Raw genomic sequence first — 17,684 nt, forward strand, 5'->3', positions numbered from 1 at the left:
CTTGCGACCAACGGAGCAACCCGCGTGACCACCGAACACGTCGTCGACACCGTCGAGAACGCCGCCGCCACTCCCGACAAGGAGCAGCCCTACGCCGCTCTCGGTCTGAAGGACGACGAATACCAGCAGGTGCGCGAGATCCTCGGCCGCCGCCCCACGTCGGGCGAGCTCGCGATGTACTCCGTGATGTGGTCGGAGCACTGCTCCTACAAGTCGTCGAAGCTGTACCTCCGCAAGTTCGGCGAGAAGGTCACCGACGAGATGCGCGAGCGCCTCATGGTCGGCATGGGGCAGAACGCCGGCGTGGTCGACGTGGGAGAGGGCTGGGCCGTGACCTTCAAGGTCGAGAGCCACAACCACCCGTCGTACATCGAGCCCTTCCAGGGCGCAGCGACGGGCGTCGGCGGCATCGTCCGCGACATCATCTCGATGGGCGCGCGGCCCGTCGCCGTCATGGACCAGCTGCGCTTCGGAGCCATCGACGACCCCGACACCGCGCGGGTCGTCCACGGAGTCACGGCCGGCATCTCGTCGTACGGCAACAGCCTCGGCCTGCCCAACATCGGCGGCGAGACCGTGTTCGACAAGGTCTACCAGGGCAACCCGCTCGTCAACGCGCTCGCCGTCGGCGTCATGCGCCACGAGGACATCCGCCTCGCCAACGCGACGGGCCCCGGCAACAAGGTCGTGCTCTTCGGCGCCCGCACGGGCGGCGACGGCATCGGCGGCGCGTCGATCCTCGCGTCCGACTCGTTCAGCGACGGCGGCCCCACGAAGCGCCCCGCCGTCCAGGTCGGCGACCCCTTCGCCGAGAAGGTGCTCATCGAGTGCTGCCTCGAGCTGTTCCAGGGCGAGCTCGTCGAGGCGATCCAGGATCTCGGCGCCGCCGGCATCTCCTGCGCGACGAGCGAGCTCGCGGCGAACGGCGGATCCGGCATGGTCGTCGACCTCGACCAGGTGCTGCTGCGCGATCCCTCGCTGACCGCCGAGGAGATCCTCATGAGCGAGTCGCAGGAGCGCATGATGGCGATCGTCGCGCCCGAGAAGCTCGACGCGTTCATGGCCGTCGTCGACAAGTGGGAGGTCGAGACCAGCGTGCTCGGCGAGGTGACGGGCGACGGACGCCTCGTCATCAACCACCGCGGCCAGAAGATCGTCGACGTGGATCCCGCGACCGTCGCCGTCGACGGCCCCGTCTACGACCGCCCCGTCGCGTACCCCACGTGGATCGACGCGCTGCAGGACGACTCGGCCGGCGCGCTCCCCCGCTCCAACGAGCCCGAGGTGCTCCGCGAGCAGTTCGCGCAGCTCGTCAAGAGCCCGAACCTCGCCGACACGAGCTGGATCACGAACCAGTACGACTACTACGTGCTCGGCAACACGGCCCTCTCCTTTCCCGACGACGCGGGCATGATCCGCGTCGACGAGGAGTCGGGCCTCGGCTTCGCGATCGCGACCGACGCGAACGGCCGCTTCTGCCAGCTCGACCCGTACCAGGGCGCGCAGATCGCGCTCGCCGAGGCGTACCGCAACGTCGCCGTCACGGGCGCCGTCCCGACGGCCGTCACCGACTGCCTGAACTTCGGATCCCCCGAGAACCCCGAGGTCATGTGGCAGTTCTCGCAGACCGTCGACGGGCTCTCCGACGCCTGCCAGACGCTCGGCGTGCCCGTCACGGGCGGCAACGTGTCGTTCTACAACCAGACCGGCACGACGCCGATCCACCCGACCCCCGTCGTGGGCGTCATGGGCATCGTCGACGACGTGTCGCGCCGGATCCCCAGCGGCTGGCAGGACGCCGGCGAGAACATCTACCTGCTGGGCGTCACGGCCAACGAGCTGAGCGGATCCGCCTGGGCCGACGTCATCCACGGCCACCTCGGCGGCAAGCCGCCGGTCGTCGACCTCGAGGCCCACAAGCGCCTCGCGGGGCTGCTGCAGGCGGCGAACGACGAGTGGCTCATCTCGAGCGCGCACGACCTCAGCGAGGGCGGCCTCGCGCTCGCGCTGGCCGAGGGCGTCACGCGCTTCGGCGTCGGCGCCCGCGTGTGGATCAGCGAGATCATGGAGCGCGACGGCGTCGACGCCGCCAACGCGCTGTTCGCCGAGTCGACGGGGCGCGTCATCGTGACGGTGCCGCGCGAGGAGGACGTGAAGTTCCACGGGCTGTGCGCCGGGCGCGACTACCCCGTCATGCGCATCGGCGTGACCGACACCGTCGCCGATCTCGAGGTGCAGGACGTGTTCACGTTCTCGGCCGCCGAGCTGCGCGAGATGAGCGCGTCGACGCTGCCGGGGTACTTCGGCGAGACGGTCTCCGAGCCCGTCTGATCATGCAGCACGAGCAGATGGATGTGCCGCCCGAGCTCGAGGGCGACGACGACATGGAGCAGTCGCGCCTCGTCCGCCGCAACCGGCGGATCCGCGGCGTCGCCTGGACCGTCATCGTCGCCCTGATCCTCACGGGCGGCGGGTCGACCGTCCTGCTGACGCTGTTCGGGTGAGGCCGCGCGGCGGCGGTACCCCCGCGCACCACCCGCGTGTGCAGGACTACGGCGATTTCGCACCGTCGGCATCGCTGCCCGGCGTGTCGAGGCCCCCGGCGCGACATCTGCCGTAGTCGTGCGCGGCGGGGTCGGGTGCCGGCGCCCCCGGCCTTGGCGTACCGCCGCGATCGTCCTCGGGAGCCCGTCGCCCACGTCCCACGCGCAGGACTACGGCAGAACCGTCCGGGGAGGGGCGGATCCGGGGTTTTCCCACGATCACGCGTTAAATCTGCCGTAGTCCTGCGCGTCGCTCGCGCCGTATCCTGATGCACATGAACTTCTGGTCGTTCGCCGCGAGCTACTGGTGGCTCGTCTTCCCGCTCGGCGGCGCCATCGCGGCCGTCGCCGGCAACGCGAGCGGCTGGTTCCGCAAGCAGCAGGAGCTCGACCACAAGCGGCGGCTCGAGGTGATCGAGGCCAAGGCGAGGGCGAAGGGCGTCACGGGCCCCGGCGAGGCCCCCGCGATCGAGGAGGGCGACTTCCGTTCTCGCGTCAGCAGGATCATGGCGACGCACGACGATCTGACCCGTCGCTGGCTCGAATACGAGCTCGACGTGGCGCGCGTCATCGCGTTCCCGACGATGAGCGACGGCCGGGATCCCCGCACGGCCGCATTCCTGCGAGCGAAGAAGGCCGCCGACGCGCTGCGCCCGGCCTCCGCCGAGGCGCGGATCTCGTCCGAGGAGTATGCCGAGTACCGCGACGCCGTGCACGACTGCGAGGTCGCTTTCGATGTCGCCGAGCAGGAGGCGCGGCGCGTGCGCGATACGGGGTTCACCGAGGCCGAACGGCAGCGCCTCGGCCGCGCGCAGCAGCTGCTGAACGTCGCCGTCGACCAGTCCGCGACGGCCGCCGAGCGGCAGACCGCCTACCGCCGCGTGCGCGAGGAGCTCGACGGCCTGATCGTGCTCTCCGACGTCTCCGAGGCGGAGTTGCGGCGCCGCGTCGCCGGATCCCTCGAGGCCTGACGCCCGCTCCCTCGCGCGCAGAACTACGGCAGATCGTGCGGCCCGAGCCGGGGATCCGGCGTGTCCCGGCCGATGCGGCGAGATCTGCCGTAGTCGTGCCCGCTGACAGAATGGTCGGGTGAGCATCGCCGACTTCTGGGCCGCCGCGCGCGACGCGGATCCGTCCCTCCCCGTGGACCTGCCCGCCGCCGACCGCGTGTGGGGCTTCGGCGCGACGCCGGAGCATGCCGACGAGCTCCTGCAACTCGTCCTCGACGGTGTGAAGACCGGGACCGCAGGTTACCTCTGGGAGTACCAGGCCGAGGGCGAGGATCTGCCGGTCGCAGGGGGTTTCGACGTCATACTCGACGGGGCGGGCGCTCCGCGCGCCGTCATCCAGACCCTCGCCGTCGAGATCGTGCCGTTCGACGAGGTGTCGGCCGAGCATGCGTTCGCCGAGGGCGAGGGCGACCGCTCGCTCGCGTACTGGCGCCGCGTGCACCGCGACTTCTTCGAGGATCACGTCGACGTCGGCCGGCCGTTCGCCGACGACGCGCCCCTCGTGCTCGAGCGGTTCCGGTTGCGGTACGCGGCATGAGCACGGCGGTTCCGGCGCCCGGGCGCCGTATCCGGGTTCCTCAGGGACCGGGGGCCGAATCTCGCCGTAGTCGTGCAGGCGGCGGCCCGTAGCCTGGGTCCGTGGACCATACCCCCGAAGCCGCAGACATGCTGGCGGCCCGTGATTCCCGCACCAAGAACGCCCGCGAGCGCGCCACCCCGATCGCCTCGCTCTCGGACGCCTTCGACCGGTACCAGACCCCCGTCGAGAATCGGGATCTGATCCGCCGGATCCTCGACAGCTCCGGCGTCGTCCGCCTCGTCGGCTTCGGCGACTACTTCAAAGCCGAGCAGGGCAGCGGCCCCGCTCTCGAGGTGCACGCCGGCTACACGACCGGTTTCCGCTCGGAGAGCGACGCCGTCCGCCGCGCGGGCGATGCCGACCGCTGGCCGAGCCGCCGCTTCCACGGCGCGTGGGGCGTCTCGCACCCCGTGATCCCCGTGGCGGCGGAGCCCGCCAAGCCCAAGCGGGCGGCGAAGCCGCGCGCGAGTGCGCCGCGCACGAGCTCGCCCCGCGCCGCCGCGGCCCCGGCGAAGCCCGAGCGGCAGGAGAAGATCTGCCCGACGTGCTTCATGGTCATGCCGGCGACGGGGATCTGCGACACCTGCGGAGCATGAGTACGGCAGAACGGCGGCGCGTCCGGGGCGAGACCCGGCGCGTCGCCGTTCTGCTTCCTGTTCTGCCGTAGTCCTGCGGGCGGGGTCGGATCGCGGCAACGACGACGGCCGCGGCGGCCGCGGCCTCACCCACCGGATTCGTCCGACCGCGGCACCGGGCCGCCGCGCGCACAAGTACGGCGGAAAACCGCGGCGGGGAGCCGACACGCCGACCGGGAGGCGGGACCGGCCAGATCTGCCGTAGTCCTGCGGGGCAGCAGGGTAGTGCGGGACTGCGCGGCCGGCAACGCCCCGGCCGCGCCGACGGGGGCGGGGGTCAACCGGCGGGAGTTCGAGGCGCCGCGCACACAAGGTACGGCGGAAAGCCGCGGCGGGGGCCCGACACGCCGACCGGCGGCCGGGAAGCGGACCCCGCAGGGCGCCGGAGCGGGGCGGGTCAGGCCTCGGCCGCGCCCGCCGCCACGTGATGGCGGATGACCTCGGCGACGACGAAGTTGAACCACTTCTCGGCGAACTCGGGGTCGAGATCGGCGTCGCGCGCGAGCTCGTGGAGGCGCGCGATCTGCCGCTCCTCGCGGGCCGGGTCGCTCGCCGGCATCTCGTGCGCGGCCTTCAGGTAGCCGACCTGCGTCGTGGCGCGGAACCGCTCGGCGAGCAGATACACGAGGGCGGCGTCGATGTTGTCGATGCTGCCGCGCAGTCGCAGCAGGGTGGCCATCGGGTCGTCGTGCGCATCGCTCATGCCACGAGGGTACCCGGCGGTTCGCATGTCGGAGGTCGGCGGATAGCGTGGACGCATGACCGATCCGCAGACCGCCCCGACCGACGCCGAGATGGGCGCGGCCCGCGACATCCTCGGCCGCGTCGAGGCCTCGTACTCGGCGAAGATGGTCGGCCAGGCCGAGCTCCGCACGAGCCTCCTCGTCGCGCTCATCGCGGGCGGCCACATCCTGCTCGAGAGCGTGCCGGGCCTCGCGAAGACCACGGCGGCGTCGACGCTGGCCGACACGGTCCAGGCGTCGTTCCGGCGGATCCAGTGCACGCCCGATCTCATGCCGAGCGACATCACGGGAACCCAGGTGTGGGATCCCGCGGCGACCGCGTTCCGCACCGTCCTCGGCCCCGTGCACGCCAACATCGTGCTGCTCGACGAGATCAACCGTTCGAGCGCCAAGACCCAGTCGGCGATGCTCGAGGCGATGCAGGAGCGCCAGACGACGATCGGCGGCGAGGCGCACCCGCTCCCCCGCCCGTTCCTCGTGATCGCGACGCAGAACCCCATCGAGCAGGAGGGCACCTACGAGCTGCCCGAGGCGCAGCTCGACCGCTTCCTCCTCAAGGAGATCGTCACCTACCCCACGCCGCAGGACGAGTTCGAGGTCCTCGCCCGCCTCGACTCGGGGGCGCTGGATCCCGAGAGCCACGTCGCGCAGGCGGCGTCGCTCGCCGACATCGAGACTCTGCAGGGCATCGCGCGCCGCGTGCACGTCAGCGAGGCGATCCGCAACTACATCGTGGGGCTCGCCTACGTCACGCGGAACCCCGAGCCGTACATCGGCGAGGAGCGCGCCCGGTACATCCGCTACGGCGCGAGCCCTCGCGCGTCGATCGCCTTCCTCCAGGCGTCTCGCGCCCTCGCTCTGCTGCAGGGCCGCAGCCACGTGCTCCCCGAGGACATCCACGCCCTGCGCCACCTCGTGCTCCGCCACCGCGTCCTCACGACCTTCGAGGCCGAGGCCGACGGCGTGCGGCCCGAAGACCTCGTCGACGCGATCTTCGCCGCGGTGCCGACCCCCTGATCCGCATGACAGCCCTCCTCACGCGGGTGAAGAGCCGCCTCTTCATCCACTCGCGCGTCGCCTCGTCGCACGTCCTCGACGGGGCGTACGCGTCGCTGCAGCGCGGGCGCAGCCTCGACTTCGAGGACCTGCGCGCGTACGAGACGGGCGACGACGTGCGCGATATCGACTGGCGGGCGACGGCCCGGCACGCCGAGCTGCTCGTCAAGCGGTCGCGGGCGACGCGCATGCACACCGTGCTGTTCGCGGTCGACGCGGGGCGGGGCATGGCGGCGCTCGCGCCCGACGAGCTGCCCAAGATGCGGCTCGCGATCCTCGCGGTGGGCGCGCTGGGGCTCCTCGCCGTGCGCCACGGCGACGACGTGTCGGTGGTCTCGGGCGACGCGTCGCGCGTCACCCGCACACCGCCGCGCCGGTCGGAGGGCGGTCTCGAGCACGCTCTGCGGGCGCTGCGCGACGCCCCCGCCGACGCGCCCTCCTCGCGCGAGCGCGTGCTCGATCACATCGCCCGCACCGTCCGGCGGCGCGCGATCCTCGTGGTCGTGACGGGAGAGGATCCGCTGACGGCCGAGCACGAGCGGCAGATCCGGCGCCTGCAGGCGCAGCACGACGTGCTCTGGGTCACGATCCGCGACGCCGATCCGGTTCTCGCGCGCCGATCCCCCGGCTCCCGTTCGCGGCGCGACGCCGAGAGCGGGTGGCAGGTGCCGGCGTTCCTCCAAGGCGACGCCGAGGTGATCCGCGAGGTCACCGAGGCCCGTGCCGCCGAGGACGCGCACCGGCGCGACGTGCTCGGCCGGCTCGGTGTGAGCCGCGTCGAGATCGACGACGCCGAGACGGCGGTGCCGCGGATCCTCGCGATGCTGGACGAGAGGTCTGCCCGTGTTCGCGGCTAGCGCGGCGCCGGGCGAGCTGGTGCCGCCACAGCAGTACTCGGGCTGGTGGCTCGTCGTGGCGCTGGCGATCCTCGTGGCCATAGCCGCCGGGGCATGGATCGTGTGGGCGCTCACACGGCCCGCGCGCGAGCGGCCCGAGGAGGTCGAGCCGCCCCTGTCGCTCGACGACCTCCGCGCCCGCTACCTCGGGCTGATCGACGACGTCGAGGCGGCGTATGCCGACGGGAGCATGCGCGCCCGCGCGGCGAACGCCGAGCTCAGCCGCCTGACCCGCGCGTTCGTCAACGAGTACACGGGCCTCGAGACGCCCGTCATGTCGCTCGACGAGCTCGTCGCCCGCGGGGTGCACCCCTCGCTCGTCGACGCGCTGCGCCGCCACTACTACCCGAGCCTCTTCCGGCGCGGGGTCGTCGTCGACCCCGTCGCTGGCGCCGCGGCGGCGCGACGGGTGGTGACGGCATGGCACTGAGCCAGTGGTGGATCCTCGTCGCGGTCGTCGTCGCGGCGGCGCTCGCCGTCGCGGCCGGCCTCGTCTGGGGCCGTCGCACGCACGGCTCGCCGAGCGGGGCGTCGGTCGCCCGCGCCGAGCGGCTGCGCGCGCTGCCGTCGGTGAGGCGGGCGGCGCGGCGCCGGGCTGCGGCCCTCGCCGGCGTCCTCGTCCTCGGCGGGGCGGCCGTCGTCGTGGCGGGCGTCGTCGCCGCGCGCCCGATGTCGTCGCAGACGGTGCTGCCCGAAGAGCACAGCCGCGACGTCATGCTCTGCCTCGACGTGTCGGGGTCGATGAGCGACGTCGACGTCGAGATCCTCGACACCTTCGCCGACCTGACCGAGCGCTTCGCGGGCGAGCGCATCGGCCTCACGGTGTTCAACTCGTCGGCCGTGCAGTCGTTCCCCCTGACCGACGACTACGAGTTCGCCCGGCGCAACCTCGCGAGCATGCGCGACAGCATCGCGTCGAACGACTACCAGTCGGTCCCCGAGCACTGGACGGGCACTCTCGACGGCCCCGGCTCCTCGCTCATCGGCGACGGGCTCGCGTCGTGCGCCCTCCGCTTCGACCACGACGACGAGGAGCGCTCGCGATCCGTGATCCTCGCGACCGACAACGAGGTCGTCGGCGAGCAGGTCGTCACCCTCCAGCAGGCCGCGGCCCTCGCCGGCGAGCGGGGGATCCGCGTCTTCGCCCTCAACCCGATCGCCGACGACCAGTCGCCGCTCAGCGTCGACCTCGACGAGGCGGCCGCCTCGACGGGCGGGCGGGCGTACGCGCTGCGCGGCGCGACGACGGTCGCCGACATCGTGGCCGATGTCCAGAAGCAGGAGGCCCGGGCCCTGCAGGGCGAGGCCGAGACGGTGTGGTCCGACGACCCGACGATCTGGGCCGTCGTCCTGCTCGTCGCGGCGCTCGGGACCGTCGTCGTGGTCTGGAGGGCTCGCGCATGACCGTCCAGCCCGTGATCCCCCTGGCCCTCCTCGCCGTGATCGTGCTGCCCGTCCTCGGCCTCGCGGTGTTCGAGCTCGCCCGCGGGCCGCGACGCCTCGCGTGGGCCCTGCGCGTCGTGCTCGTCCTCGCGGTCGGCCTCGTCGCCCTGCGGCCCGGCGTCCCCGACGGGGCGGCCCGCACCGTCGCGACCGACGTCGACGTGTACGTCGTCGTCGACGCCACGACCTCCATCACGGCCGAGGACTGGGGCGATGGTCAGACCCGGCTCGACGGCGTGCGCGACGACGTCGCCGACCTCGTCGCCGCATACCCCGGCGCCCGGTACGCCCTCATCGCGTTCGACAACGACGCGACGCAGCGCCTGCCGCTCACGACCGACCAGGACGCGCTTCTCGCGTCGATCGACGTCATGCGGCCGCCCGCCACGGCGTACTCCCGCGGATCCTCGATCGGCGTCGCGGCCGACCTGCTCGAGCAGACGCTCGCGGCCGCGGCGTCCGACGACTCGGGGCGGTCGCGCATGGTCTTCTACCTCGGCGACGGCGAGCAGACCACGGGATCCGAGCCCGAGTCGTTCGCGGCGTCGGCTCCCTACGTCGACGGCGGCGCCGTGTTCGGATACGGCACGACGCAGGGCGGCCCCATGCGCGAGGTCGGCGTCACCGACGAGGCCGACGCCCCGTACATCCAGTACCAGGGATCCGACGCGCTCTCGGTCATCGACGAGCAGGCCCTCGGCGACGTCGCCGATCAGCTCGGCGTCGGGTACCAGCACCGCACGGCCGACGCCGCGGCCGACTTCCCCGAGGCCCCGTCGGTGACGACGACGTTCGGCGACGATGAGACGGGCACCCGCACCGAGCTCACCTGGGTCGCCGCGCTCCTCGTCGCGGCCCTCCTGGCGGCGGAGCTCGCGCGAGGGGCCGCGGCGATCCGGGCGACCCGCGTGATCGCGGGCGCACGGCGGGGCCGCGCGACCGCGATCGGACCGGCGCCGGGCGCGGGGCCGCAGGATCCGTCCGCATCCCTCGGAGATGATCGCCCGTGACCCCGCGCAACCGAGCCCGCGTCTGGATCGGGGTCGCCTCGGCGCCCGTGGTCCTCCTCGCCCTCGCGCTCGTCGTGAAGCTCATCGCGATGTACGCGTTCGCGTATCAGGCGGCCGACGCATATGCCCGCGACGACATGCCCGCCGCGGTCCAGGCGGCCGAGCGGCAGTCGTTCCTCAACTGGTTCGAGCCGTGGAAGGCGCCGTACAACGCGGGCGTCGGCCTCGCCGCGAGCGACGACCTCACGGGCGCGCAGGCCGAGTTCGAGCAGGCGCTGCCCCTCGCGAGCGGCATGGACCAGTGCCCCGTGCGGCTGAATCTCTCGCTCGTCCTCGAGTGGCAGGGCGACGAGCAGGCGGGCGCCGCGGCACGCGACCTCTACGACCAGGCGCTCGTCGCCCTCGCGGGCGCGCCCGCGGGCTGCGCCGAGGATCCGCGCTACGAGCAGCTCTGGCAGGACGCCGAGCAGCGCCTCAAGCAGAAGCAGGAGGAGGCCGCCGCGCAGGCCGAGCAGCAGCAGGACGATCCCCAGGCGGAGGGCAGCGACGGCGACGCCCCGTCGCAGGGCCAGCTCGACGATCTCGAGGACCAGCTGCGCGAGGGCCAGGCCGAGCGCGACGGCATGGGCCAGGACGACGGATCCTCGACGGGCGACGGATCGGGGGTCGAGAAGCCATGGTGATCCAGAGGCGCCAGAGCCCGCCCGCATCGCACGCGGGCGCCCCACCCGTGCCGCCGCCCGGCGGCTACCGCGGCGAGCGGCGCTACAGCGACGACCCGGCGTTCCCGCTCTTCGCCCGCTCGGTTCCCGCCGAGCGCAAGGGCGCGAGCGCGCTCGGCGTCGTCGCGCTCATCGCGGCGGTCCTGTTCGCCGTGGTCCTCGCCGCGATGGTCTTCGCGGGCGCGTCGCACCTCGTCCTCGGCGCGACGACGGTCGTCGTGCAGCTGCTCCTCGCGGCGCTCGTGACGGCGGCGCTCGTGTCGCCGCGGGCGCGGATCCTCGGGGCCGTCGCGCTGACGATCGGCCTCGTCGCGAACGTCGGCACCGCGACGGCCGCGGGCGCCGTCGTCTCGGCGCAGACGGGCGACTACTCGGGCGGCATGACGAGCGAGCAGCGCGCCGAGCTCCAATACCCCGGGATCAAGGGCATCGACCCGCAGGCCGTCCTCGCGTCGCCGTCGCTCGAGCAGAGACAGGCCGGCATGGACGCGATCTCCGATCGGATCCGCGACCGCCTGAGCGCCGAATACGGCTTCACGTGGGTGCAGGTCGCCGACGCTACGTCGCGCCCCGAGCGCAACGGATACGGCGGGGAGTCGCTCCTCCAGCGCTACACCGCGCCCGTGTGGCGCACCGAGCAGGCGGTCCACGACAGCGACGAGAAGCGCGCGGTCCTCCAGACGATCGACGACGTCCTGCGGGCCGACGGCACGTGGTGGGATCTGCAGGGCCTCAGCGTTCCCGCGGCGACGATCGGCGACGATGCGCTCACGGCCCTCTACGGGTCGGCGGATCCCGAGACGCAGGCCCTCTGGGAGTACGCGACCTCGCAGATGCAGACCGTCGCGGCCGATCCCGCGACCGCCCCCGCGACCCCGCTGCTCTACGCGACCATCATGGATCTCGACAACGACCCGACGGGCGACTTCCGCGCCTCGCAGCAGTCGACGACGCCCGACGGCGCGCCCCTCGAGGGACTCGACCTGACCCTCATCGCGCCGCAGCAGCTGTCGCAGGACGACCGCGCCGAGTTCGAGCGGCTCCTCACCGAGCTGCCGATCGCGTAGGCGCCGCGCCCCACGGCGCCCTCGAGCCGCGCCGCGCCCCGATACGGTGGCGGCATGATCCGCACCTGGTCGATCCTGCGCCTCGCCGTCGCGGCGCTCCTCGCCACCGCCGTCGCGACCCAGTTCGCCCAGACGCGCGCCGACGCCCTGGCGTCGGGCTGGCATCTGCCGACGATCGTCGCGAACTTCTTCAGCTTCTTCACGAACGAGTCGAACCTGCTCGCCGCCGTCGCCCTCGCCGCCGCCGGCGTCTGGGGCCTCCGGCGGGGGCGCACCGAACCGGCGTGGATCGCGGTCCTGCTGGCCCTCGCCGCGACGTCCATGATCATCACGGGCGTCGTCTACAACCTGCTGCTGCGCGACATCCCCGTCTCGATCCGGTGGGTCAACGAGGTCGTCCACGTGGTCGGTCCGGCGTTCATGCTCGTCGATCTCTTCGCGGCGCCCCGCAGGCGCCCGCTGCCCTGGGGATCCATCTGGATCGTCGTCGCGTATCCGATCGCCTGGGCGACCTACACGCTGGTGCGGGCCGACCGGGTCGCGAACCAGGTCACGGGCGACCCGTGGTGGTATCCGTACCCGTTCCTCGACCCGCACCTGCAGGGCGGGTACACGGGCGTCGCCGCCTACGTCGCCGCCATCGCGGCGCTCTTCGCGCTCGTCGCGTGGGGCGTCGTGGCGGCGGGCCGCGCGGTCAGTCGACGAGGTCGTGGCGCACGATGACCTGCTCGCGCCCAGGGCCGACGCCGATGACCGAGATGCGCGTCCCGCTCATCTCCTCGAGCGCCAGGACGTAGTCCTGGGCCGTCTGCGGCAGGTCGGCGAAGTCGCGCACGCCCGTGATGTCCTCGGTCCAGCCGGGGTGCTCCTCGAGGATCGGCTTCGCGTGGTGGAAGTCGCTCTGGTTGATCGGCACCTCGTCGACGCGCTCGCCGTTGACCTCGTAGGCGACGCAGACGGGGATCCGCTCGAGCCCCGTCAGAGTGTCGAGCTTGGTCATGACGAGGTCGGTGACGCCGTTGATGCGCGTCGCGTAGCGCGTGATCGGGGCGTCGTACCAGCCGACGCGGCGGGCGCGCCCCGTCGTCACGCCGTACTCGTGGCCCTGCTCGCGCAGCCAGTCGGCCTCCTCGCCCTCGAGCTCGGTCGGGAACGGCCCCGCGCCGACGCGCGTCGTGTAGGCCTTCACGATGCCGACGATGCGGTCGAGGCGGTTGGGGCCGACGCCCGATCCGCTCGCCGCGCCCGCGGCCGTCGCGGTGGACGAGGTGACGAACGGGTAGGTGCCGTGGTCGATGTCGAGCATCGTCGCCTGGCCGCCCTCGAACACGACGACCTCGCCGCGGTCGAGCGCCTCGTTGAGGACGAGGCTCGTGTCGGCGACCATCGGGCGGATGCGCTCGACGTACGACAGCAGGTCCTCGACGATCTCGTCGACCTCGATCGCGCGGCGGTTGAAGAGCTTCGTCAGGAGGTGGTTCTTCTGGTCGAGAGCCCCCTCGACCTTCTGCCGCAGGATCGACTCGTCGAAGAGATCCTGGATCCGGATCCCCATGCGGTTGATCTTGTCGGCGTACGCCGGGCCGATGCCGCGGCCCGTCGTGCCGATCTGGCGCTTGCCGAGGAAGCGCTCCTGCACCTTGTCGAGGGTGCGGTGATAGTGCGTGATGACGTGCGCGCTCGACGAGATGCGCAGGCGCGACGTGTCGATGCCGCGCGAGTCGAGCGCCTCGAGCTCCTCGAAGAGCACGCCGAGGTCGACGACGACGCCGTTGCCGATCACGGGGTTCACACCGGGCGAGAGGATGCCCGACGGCAGGAGGTGCAGCGCGTACTTCTCGTCTCCGATGACGACGGTGTGGCCGGCGTTGTTTCCGCCGTTGAACTTCACCACCCACTCGGTGCGCTCGCCGAGCAGGTCGGTCGCCTTGCCCTTGCCCTCATCGCCCCACTGGACGCCGACGATCACGATTCCTGGCATGGCATGCCCCCTGAATTATTCGGGTGGTTGACACCCCATCCTATCGGGCGGATTCCGCGACCGATCGGCGCTTCGCTCCGCGCCAGTACGCGCAGAAGTCCATCGCGCCCTTCGACATGCCGCCGTCGAGGAGCATCCGCCTGCCCTCGAGCATGAAGCCGGCCTCGCCGACGAGGTAGGCGTAGGCGCCGTCGTCGACCGTCACGTCGGCGAGCAGCGCGAGGGCTCCGTCGCCCGCGCGCTCGCCCGGCCCGCGCACGTGCCACCTGACCCGCGCGTCGGCCGGCGTGGGCAGCGAGCGCCGGTCGTCGCCGTGCGGGACCTCGAGGACGACGTCGGCGGAGACGCCCTCGCCGAGGGAGCGGAGGATCCCCTCCACCCCAGGAACGCCCGACTCGTCGGCGACGATCACGAGGCGCTCGGCGTCGTCGGGCGCGTGGAAGATGCGCCCCTGGTCGAGCACGCCCACCTGGTCGCCCGCGCGGGCGCGGAGAGCCCACGCGGCGGCCTCGCCCTCGACCTCGCCGGACCGACCCGTGTGGACGACGAAGTCGACGTCGAGGAGCCACCGGGATCCGTCGCGCCTCGCGTCCCGGATCGTGTAGTTCCGCACCGTGGGCCGGTCGTCGTCCGGCATCGCGAGGAGCGTCGCGTACCAGCCCGTGAGCCCCGACTCCGGGAGCACGAGCTCCTCACCCTCCCTCGGCAGGAAGAGCCGGAACCACTGGTCGTGACCCATCGCGTCGAACTCGCCGGCGAAGCGCTCGTCGTCGGTCGCGAGAGTCACGCGTTGGAAGCCGGCGCTGATCCGTTCGGCCGCGACCACCGTCAGCCGCGTGACGTGCGCGTTCGCCGGCTTCACGGCGCGGCCGGATGCGAGTTCTTCTGCCATGTGATCTCCGTCGTGCGCGCCGACCGTCCGTGCGGCGCGGCCTCGTCAGCTGAGCGCGTCCTCGAGGAGCGGCACGACCTGCTCGACGGCGTACTGCGTCGACAGCGGGCTGCCGAGCGAGTACGCCGACGAGATGTCGCCGTCGAGCACGACCGAGTGCCCCTCCGCGACCGCGGGGATCGCCTGCCACTGTGGGTCGTCGGTGATCTCGGTCGTCTCGATCCAGATGGGGAAGGCGACGATCAGGTCGGCGTCGAAGACGTCGAGCTGCTCGGACGAGACGTCGACGCTGAATCCGGACGACCCCGCGGGGAGCGCCGCGATCTCCGGCGACTGCACGAAGCCGAGGCGCTTCAGGAACTCCACGCGCTCGGCGCCGTCGACGTATGCGCCCCAGCCGCTCGAGCTGCGGGTCGCGGCGACCGACGTCAGCCCGTCCCACTCGGGGTGGGCGTCGCGCGCCGACGCGAAGGCGTCGTCGATGTCGGCCGACAGCTTGTCCGCCTGATCGGTCTGGCCGAGCGCCTCGGCGATCATCCGGAGCTGGTCGTCCTGGGACGTGAGGTAGGAGTCCCCGCCCTCGGGAACGCCCACCGTCGTCGCGATCGACGACAGGCGGTCGTAGCGGTCCTGGTCGCCCGAGCTCTTCACGTCGAGGATGAGGTCGGGCTCGAGCGCCGCGATCTGCTCGTAGTCGGGCTCGAGCGTGTCGATGATGACGGGAGACTCGTCGTAGAGCCCGTCGGCCCACGGTCCCACGCCGTCGCCGCCGAACCCGAGCCAGTCGCTCGCCCCGACGGGCTGGCCGCCGAGCGCGAGCACCGTCTCGGCGTCGCCCCAGCCGAGCGCGACGATCCGCTCGGGCGAGTCCGGCACCTCGATGTCGCCGAACTTCGTCTCGACGACGGCCCCCTCCCCGCCCGACGCGTCGGGGGTCTCCGCCGCCGTGCCGCCGTCGGACGCCGCGCATCCGGCGAGCGCGAGCGAGAGGGCGGCCGAGACGGCCAAGAGCGAGGTCAGACGGCGCATGACGATCCTTCGTGACGGGCGGAAGTGCGTTCGGGCACGTTAGCTTAGCCTAAGCTCATTCCTTGTGACCCCTGAGACGGAGACGCGGAGCCGCCCCCTCGTGGCACGGCTCGCGGTCGTCGCCCTCGGTCTGGTCGCGCTCGCCGCCACGGCGAGCGCCTCGATCGCCTTCGGCTCCCGCCCCGTCGACCTCGCCACGGTGTGGACGATCCTCACGGGCGGCGACGCGGATCCGGCCGACGCCGCCGCGGTCGTCGGCCTGCGGCTCCCCCGCACCGTCGTGGCGATCCTCGCGGGCCTCGGCCTGGGCGTCGCCGGCGCGATCGTGCAGGCGATCACCCGGAACCCGCTCGCCGACCCGGGGATCCTCGGCGTGACCCAGGGATCGGCGTTCTTCGTCGCGATCGCCATCGCCGTGTGGGGCGTCACGGCGCCCGCCGGTTACGTGTGGTTCGCTCTTGCCGGGGCCTTCGTCGCCACCGCGGCCGTGTGGCTCATCGGGGCGACGCGGCGCGCGGACCCGGCCCAGCTCGTCCTCTCGGGGGTCGCGATCGGCGCCGTCCTCGCCGGGATCATCGCCGGGCTGCGCCTCATCGATCCCGAGACCTTCTCCTCGCTGCAGGTATGGGAGTCGGGGCGCCTCGAGGACCGCGGGTGGGGCGTCGTCGCGCCGCTGTGGCCGTTCCTCGCCGCCGGCGTCGTCCTGGCGCTCGGCCTCTCCCCCGCGCTCAACGCGCTCTCCCTCGGCGACGACCTCGCGACGGCGCTCGGCGCCCGCGTCGTGCGCACCCGCGTCCTCGCGATCGCGGCGGTCGCGCTTCTCGCCGGATCCGCGACGGCCATGGCAGGGCCGATCGGCTTCGTCGGCCTCATGATCCCGCACGTGGCACGGTGGCTCGTCGGCCAGGATCAGCGCTGGATCATCGCCGTGACGGCGATCCTCGCCCCGGTGCTGCTGCTCGTCGCCGACGTCGTCGCCCGCGTCGTCCTCTGGCCGGGCGAGGTCGCGGTCGGCATCGTGACGGCGTTCCTCGGGGCACCCGTGCTCATCGCGATCGTGCGCCGGAGGCGGGTGACGGGGCTGTGAACCGGGCGCGCATCGTCCTCGCCTCCCTCGTCGTCGCGCTCGTCGCGCTCGCCGTCTTCGCCCTCGCGGCGGGGTCGTACGCGCTGACCCCCGCCGAGGTCCTCGGCGCGATGTTCGACCCCGACGCCGGCTTCGCGCGGACGGTCGTGCTGGAGTGGCGCCTCCCCCGGGTCGCGGCCGCGCTCGTCTTCGGCGCAGCCCTGGGCGTGTCCGGCGCCCTGTTCCAGACGCTGTCGCGCAACCCCCTCGGATCCCCCGACGTCATCGGGTTCTCGACCGGCGCCTACACCGGCGCGATCCTCGCGATCGCGTTCGCGGGCCAGACGGCGATCTCCGGGGCCGCGGGCGCCATCGCGGGCGGCCTCGTGACGGCCTTCGTCGTGTACGCCCTCGCCTATCGCGGAGGGCTCGCGGGGTTCCGGCTGATCGTCGTCGGGATCGGGGTCACGGCAATGCTGCACGCCTTCAACACCTGGCTGCTCCTGCGACTGCAGACCGAGGTCGCGATGACGGCGGCGATCTGGGGCGCCGGGTCGCTGAGCCTCGTCTCCGCGCAGACGCTGCTGCCCGTCGCGATCGTCGTGGCCGTCGCCCTCGCGGCGACCGCGGCGCTGCACCCCGCCCTGCGGCAGCTCGAGCTCGGCGACGACCAGGCGCGGGCGCACGGCGTGCCGCTCGAGCCGGCCCGGCTCGCGATCCTCGTCGTGGGCATCGCCCTCACCGCGTCCGTGACCGCCGTGACGGGACCGATCGCCTTCGTCGCCCTCACGGCCCCGCAGATCGCGCACCGGCTCACGCGATCCGCCGGCCTCCCCCTCGTCGCGAGCGCCCTCACGGGGGCGGCGCTCCTGCTCGCCGCCGATCAGATCGCCCAGCACGTCGTCCCGACCGGCGTCCCCGTCGGCGTCGTCACGATCGTCATCGGCGGCGCGTATCTCCTTCTCCTCCTCGCCAGGCAGACGCGAAGGCGCCGGCCGTGAGCGCACGCAC

Annotated in this window: 19 protein-coding genes; 15 read left to right on the forward strand and 4 right to left on the reverse strand. The window is 72.8% G+C overall.

Annotation, left to right across the window (positions count from 1 at the left end; all coding sequences use genetic code 11):
* The first annotated feature begins 24 nt into the window (after positions 1-24).
* The 5 genes from purL to H576_RS16135 all read left to right on the forward strand — a co-directional run bounded on the left by purL (position 25) and on the right by H576_RS16135 (position 4,729).
* Entirely contained in the window at positions 25-2,331 is a 2,307-nt protein-coding gene (gene purL / locus H576_RS14790; RefSeq protein ID WP_036319886.1) for a phosphoribosylformylglycinamidine synthase subunit PurL, read from the forward strand.
* A gap of 2 nt (positions 2,332-2,333) precedes the next feature.
* Positions 2,334-2,504, forward strand: coding sequence for a hypothetical protein (locus tag H576_RS16680; RefSeq protein WP_156888174.1), 171 nt, complete (start codon positions 2,334-2,336; stop codon positions 2,502-2,504).
* Positions 2,505-2,818: 314 nt separating this feature from the next.
* Entirely contained in the window at positions 2,819-3,514 is a 696-nt protein-coding gene (locus H576_RS14795; RefSeq protein ID WP_036319888.1) for a hypothetical protein, read from the forward strand.
* A 118-nt stretch (positions 3,515-3,632) separates the two neighbouring features.
* Positions 3,633-4,091, forward strand: a complete 459-nt coding sequence (locus H576_RS0107265; RefSeq protein ID WP_029150383.1) for an ASCH domain-containing protein — start codon at positions 3,633-3,635, stop codon at positions 4,089-4,091.
* 101 nt (positions 4,092-4,192) lie between these two features.
* Positions 4,193-4,729, forward strand: coding sequence for a hypothetical protein (locus tag H576_RS16135; RefSeq protein WP_156888175.1), 537 nt, complete (start codon positions 4,193-4,195; stop codon positions 4,727-4,729).
* 436 nt (positions 4,730-5,165) lie between these two features.
* Here H576_RS16135 and H576_RS0107275 read toward each other — a convergent pair whose 3' ends face one another.
* Positions 5,166-5,471 carry a chorismate mutase gene (locus tag H576_RS0107275; RefSeq protein ID WP_029150384.1) on the reverse strand — a complete coding sequence of 102 codons (306 nt, stop codon included), beginning with the start codon at positions 5,469-5,471 and terminating at the stop codon, positions 5,166-5,168.
* Between the two features lie 55 nt (positions 5,472-5,526).
* Here H576_RS0107275 and H576_RS0107280 point away from each other — a divergent pair, with 55 nt between their 5' ends.
* From H576_RS0107280 to H576_RS14815, 8 genes are read left to right on the forward strand one after another with little or no spacing between them, the layout of a single operon-like run.
* Positions 5,527-6,528 carry an AAA family ATPase gene (locus H576_RS0107280; protein WP_029150385.1) on the forward strand — a complete coding sequence of 334 codons (1,002 nt, stop codon included), beginning with the start codon at positions 5,527-5,529 and terminating at the stop codon, positions 6,526-6,528.
* A 5-nt stretch (positions 6,529-6,533) separates the two neighbouring features.
* Positions 6,534-7,424, forward strand: coding sequence for a DUF58 domain-containing protein (locus H576_RS0107285; RefSeq protein WP_029150386.1), 891 nt, complete (start codon positions 6,534-6,536; stop codon positions 7,422-7,424).
* Entirely contained in the window at positions 7,411-7,893 is a 483-nt protein-coding gene (locus tag H576_RS0107290; RefSeq protein WP_036319890.1) for a hypothetical protein, read from the forward strand. Before H576_RS0107285 ends, H576_RS0107290 begins: the two co-directional genes overlap by 14 nt.
* Entirely contained in the window at positions 7,884-8,867 is a 984-nt protein-coding gene (locus H576_RS0107295; RefSeq protein ID WP_029150388.1) for a VWA domain-containing protein, read from the forward strand. Before H576_RS0107290 ends, H576_RS0107295 begins: the two co-directional genes overlap by 10 nt.
* Complete coding sequence (locus H576_RS14805; RefSeq protein WP_084502552.1) at positions 8,864-9,916, forward strand: VWA domain-containing protein; 1,053 nt, start codon at positions 8,864-8,866, stop codon at positions 9,914-9,916. Before H576_RS0107295 ends, H576_RS14805 begins: the two co-directional genes overlap by 4 nt.
* Positions 9,913-10,599, forward strand: coding sequence for a hypothetical protein (locus tag H576_RS14810; RefSeq protein ID WP_051172380.1), 687 nt, complete (start codon positions 9,913-9,915; stop codon positions 10,597-10,599). Before H576_RS14805 ends, H576_RS14810 begins: the two co-directional genes overlap by 4 nt.
* On the forward strand, positions 10,596-11,705 hold the full coding sequence (locus H576_RS0107310; RefSeq protein ID WP_156888176.1) for a hypothetical protein: 1,110 nt from the start codon (positions 10,596-10,598) through the stop codon (positions 11,703-11,705). Before H576_RS14810 ends, H576_RS0107310 begins: the two co-directional genes overlap by 4 nt.
* Before the next feature lie 54 nt (positions 11,706-11,759).
* Positions 11,760-12,428, forward strand: a complete 669-nt coding sequence (locus H576_RS14815) for a Pr6Pr family membrane protein (RefSeq protein WP_036319893.1) — start codon at positions 11,760-11,762, stop codon at positions 12,426-12,428.
* On the opposite strand, the gene H576_RS0107320 is transcribed toward H576_RS14815, so the two are convergent.
* Genes H576_RS0107320 through H576_RS0107330 form a run of 3 tightly spaced genes read right to left on the reverse strand, consistent with a single transcriptional unit; the run spans position 12,400 to position 15,607 of the window.
* Positions 12,400-13,686 carry an adenylosuccinate synthase gene (locus H576_RS0107320; protein ID WP_029150390.1) on the reverse strand — a complete coding sequence of 429 codons (1,287 nt, stop codon included), beginning with the start codon at positions 13,684-13,686 and terminating at the stop codon, positions 12,400-12,402. The genes H576_RS14815 and H576_RS0107320 overlap by 29 nt on opposite strands.
* A 40-nt stretch (positions 13,687-13,726) precedes the next feature.
* Entirely contained in the window at positions 13,727-14,578 is an 852-nt protein-coding gene (locus H576_RS0107325) for a siderophore-interacting protein (RefSeq protein WP_036319896.1), read from the reverse strand.
* A gap of 45 nt (positions 14,579-14,623) precedes the next feature.
* The gene (locus H576_RS0107330; RefSeq protein WP_029150392.1) at positions 14,624-15,607 is read right to left on the reverse strand and encodes an iron-siderophore ABC transporter substrate-binding protein; all 984 of its coding nucleotides are present in this window, start codon (positions 15,605-15,607) and stop codon (positions 14,624-14,626) included.
* A gap of 64 nt (positions 15,608-15,671) precedes the next feature.
* Here H576_RS0107330 and H576_RS0107335 point away from each other — a divergent pair, with 64 nt between their 5' ends.
* Positions 15,672-16,694, forward strand: coding sequence for a FecCD family ABC transporter permease (locus H576_RS0107335; protein ID WP_245559136.1), 1,023 nt, complete (start codon positions 15,672-15,674; stop codon positions 16,692-16,694).
* Positions 16,691-17,674: a FecCD family ABC transporter permease gene (locus H576_RS0107340; RefSeq protein ID WP_036319899.1), complete on the forward strand. Its 984-nt coding sequence runs from the start codon at positions 16,691-16,693 to the stop codon at positions 17,672-17,674. The genes H576_RS0107335 and H576_RS0107340 overlap by 4 nt, the downstream gene beginning before the upstream one ends.
* Positions 17,675-17,684 lie beyond the last annotated feature (10 nt).

This window comes from Microbacterium indicum DSM 19969 (assembly GCF_000422385.1).
GTDB lineage: Bacteria > Actinomycetota > Actinomycetes > Actinomycetales > Microbacteriaceae > Microbacterium > Microbacterium indicum.

Coding starts and splice junctions, on each gene's coding strand:
- H576_RS0107285 (WP_029150386.1), top strand. CDS start 6,534: ATGACAGCCCTCCTCACGCGGGTGAAGAGCCGCCTCTTCATCCACTCG.
- H576_RS0107295 (WP_029150388.1), top strand. CDS start 7,884: ATGGCACTGAGCCAGTGGTGGATCCTCGTCGCGGTCGTCGTCGCGGCG.
- H576_RS14795 (WP_036319888.1), top strand. CDS start 2,819: ATGAACTTCTGGTCGTTCGCCGCGAGCTACTGGTGGCTCGTCTTCCCG.
- H576_RS0107325 (WP_036319896.1), bottom strand. CDS start 14,578: ATGGCAGAAGAACTCGCATCCGGCCGCGCCGTGAAGCCGGCGAACGCG.
- H576_RS16680 (WP_156888174.1), top strand. CDS start 2,334: ATGCAGCACGAGCAGATGGATGTGCCGCCCGAGCTCGAGGGCGACGAC.
- H576_RS0107330 (WP_029150392.1), bottom strand. CDS start 15,607: ATGCGCCGTCTGACCTCGCTCTTGGCCGTCTCGGCCGCCCTCTCGCTC.
- H576_RS0107275 (WP_029150384.1), bottom strand. CDS start 5,471: ATGAGCGATGCGCACGACGACCCGATGGCCACCCTGCTGCGACTGCGC.
- H576_RS14805 (WP_084502552.1), top strand. CDS start 8,864: ATGACCGTCCAGCCCGTGATCCCCCTGGCCCTCCTCGCCGTGATCGTG.
- H576_RS0107280 (WP_029150385.1), top strand. CDS start 5,527: ATGACCGATCCGCAGACCGCCCCGACCGACGCCGAGATGGGCGCGGCC.
- H576_RS14815 (WP_036319893.1), top strand. CDS start 11,760: ATGATCCGCACCTGGTCGATCCTGCGCCTCGCCGTCGCGGCGCTCCTC.
- H576_RS0107320 (WP_029150390.1), bottom strand. CDS start 13,686: ATGCCAGGAATCGTGATCGTCGGCGTCCAGTGGGGCGATGAGGGCAAG.